Source organism: Streptomyces sp. NRRL B-24572 (assembly GCF_002156145.1).
GTDB lineage: Bacteria > Actinomycetota > Actinomycetes > Streptomycetales > Streptomycetaceae > Streptomyces > Streptomyces vietnamensis.
In genome coordinates, this window is record NZ_MWIG01000781.1 from 1 (window position 1) to 2,097 (window position 2,097).

Below are 2,097 nucleotides of genomic sequence, written 5' to 3' on the forward strand. Positions count from 1 at the left end.
GCGGTGCGCCCCTCTTTCGTCGTTCGGGATCAGGCCGTCGGGCGGCCCATCGCGCGGTACGTCCAGCCGGCCGCCCGCCACCGCTCCCCGTCGAGGGCGTTGCGGCCGTCGAGGACCACCCGCGAGGAGGCGACCGCGGCCAGCTCCGCCGGGTCGAGCTCGCGGAACTCGCGCCACTCGGTCAGGTGCAGGACCACGTCCGCCCCGCGCACGGCCTCCAGGGCCGAGTCGGCGTAGCCGAGGGTCGGGAAGACGCGGCGGGCGTTCTCCATGCCCTTGGGGTCGTAGACGGTCACCTGGCCGCCCTGGAGGTGTATCTGACCGGCCACGTTGAGGGCGGGGGAGTCGCGGACGTCGTCCGAGTCCGGCTTGAAGGTGGCGCCGAGCACGGCGACCCGGCGGCCCAGGAAGGTGGCCCCGCCGAGGGCCTCGCGGGCCATCTCCACCATCTGGCCGCGCCGCCGCATGTTGATCGAGTCGATCTCGCGGAGGAAGGTCAGGGCCTGGTCGGCGCCCAGCTCGCCCGCGCGGGCCATGAAGGCCCGGATGTCCTTCGGGAGGCAGCCGCCGCCGAAGCCGATGCCGGCGCGCAGGAACTTGGCGCCGATCCGGTCGTCGTGGCCGATGGCCTCCGCGAGCTTGGCGACGTCGCCGCCGGCGGCCTCGCAGACCTCGGCCATCGCGTTGATGAAGGAGATTTTGGTGGCGAGGAAGGAGTTGGCGGACGTCTTGACCAGCTCGGCCGTCGGGAAGTCGGTGACGACGAAGGGAGAGCCCTCGCCGACCGGCACGGCGTACACCTCGCGGAGCGTCTTCTCGGCCCGCTCGCCGCGCACGCCGACGACGATCCGGTCCGGGTGCAGGGTGTCGTTCACCGCGAAGCCCTCGCGCAGGAACTCCGGGTTCCAGGCGAGCTCGACGCCCTCGGGGAGGAGCGCCGCGAGCCGCTCGGCCGAGCCGACCGGCACGGTCGACTTGCCGACGACCAGGGCCCCTTCGCGTACGACCCCGGCGAGGGAGGCGAAGGCGGCGTCGACGTAGCTCATGTCGCAGGCGTACTCGCCGTGCTTCTGCGGGGTGTTCACGCAGACGAAGTGCACGTCGCCGAAGGCGCCGACCTCCTCCCAGGAGGTGGTGAAGCGCAGCCGGCCGCTCGATCCCTCGATCCCGGCCACGTGCTTCGCGAGCAGCTCCTCCAGACCCGGCTCGTACATGGGGACGCGCCCGCCGGACAGCATCTCGATCTTCTCGGGGACGACGTCCAGGCCGAGGACCTCGAAGCCCAGCTCCGCCATGGCCGCGGCGTGGGTGGCGCCGAGGTAGCCGGTGCCGATCACGGTGATCTTGAGGGCCATGCGGGACTCCAGGGAACGTCGGGCGGAATGCCTGCCCGAGCATAGTCGGGCCGGTCGCGGTGCCTGTCGTGGTGCCCTGGTCCGGGGCCGGGTCACGCCCTACCATTTGGGTTACTTAACGGTAGTTAGCAGTGTGGGAGTGAGTGAGCGTGTCGGGTTCGACTGATTTCGACCTGTATCGGCCCTCCGAGGAGCACGACATGCTCCGGGAGTCGGTGCGTGCCCTCGCGGAGGCGAAGATCGCCCCGTTCGCGGCGGCGGTGGACGAGGAGGCCAGGTTCCCGCAGGAGGCCCTGGACGCGCTGGTCGCCAACGACCTGCACGCCGTGCACGTCCCCGAGAGCTACGGCGGCGCCGGCGCCGACGCGCTGGCCACCGTGATCGTCATCGAGGAGGTCGCCCGCGTCTGCTGCTCCTCCTCGCTGATCCCGGCCGTCAACAAGCTCGGCTCGCTGCCGGTGATCCTGTCCGGCTCCGAGGAGCTGAAGAAGAAGTACCTCGGCCCGCTGGCCAAGGGCGACGCGATGTTCTCCTACTGCCTGTCCGAGCCCGACGCGGGCTCCGACGCGGCCGGCATGAAGACCCGCGCGGTGCGCGACGGCGACTTCTGGGTCCTCAACGGCGTCAAGCGCTGGATCACCAACGCCGGCGTGTCGGAGTACTACACGGTGATGGCCGTCACCGACCCCGACAAGCGCTCCAAGGGCATCTCCGCCTTCGTCGTGGAGAAGGGCGACGAGGG

The 2,097-nt window shown here is 71.1% G+C and carries 2 protein-coding genes; one reads left to right on the top strand and one right to left on the bottom strand.

Going from position 1 to position 2,097, the window contains the following annotated elements:
* Window positions 1–29: 29 nt before the first annotated feature.
* Window positions 30–1,355: a UDP-glucose/GDP-mannose dehydrogenase family protein gene (locus CCN56_RS35785; RefSeq protein ID WP_086831930.1), complete on the bottom strand. Its 1,326-nt coding sequence runs from the start codon at window positions 1,353–1,355 to the stop codon at window positions 30–32.
* Between the two features lie 149 nt (window positions 1,356–1,504).
* On the opposite strand from CCN56_RS35785, the gene CCN56_RS35790 reads away from it, so the two are divergent.
* On the top strand, window positions 1,505–2,097 hold a 593-nt coding region (locus CCN56_RS35790; protein ID WP_179200108.1), incomplete at its 3' end, for an acyl-CoA dehydrogenase family protein.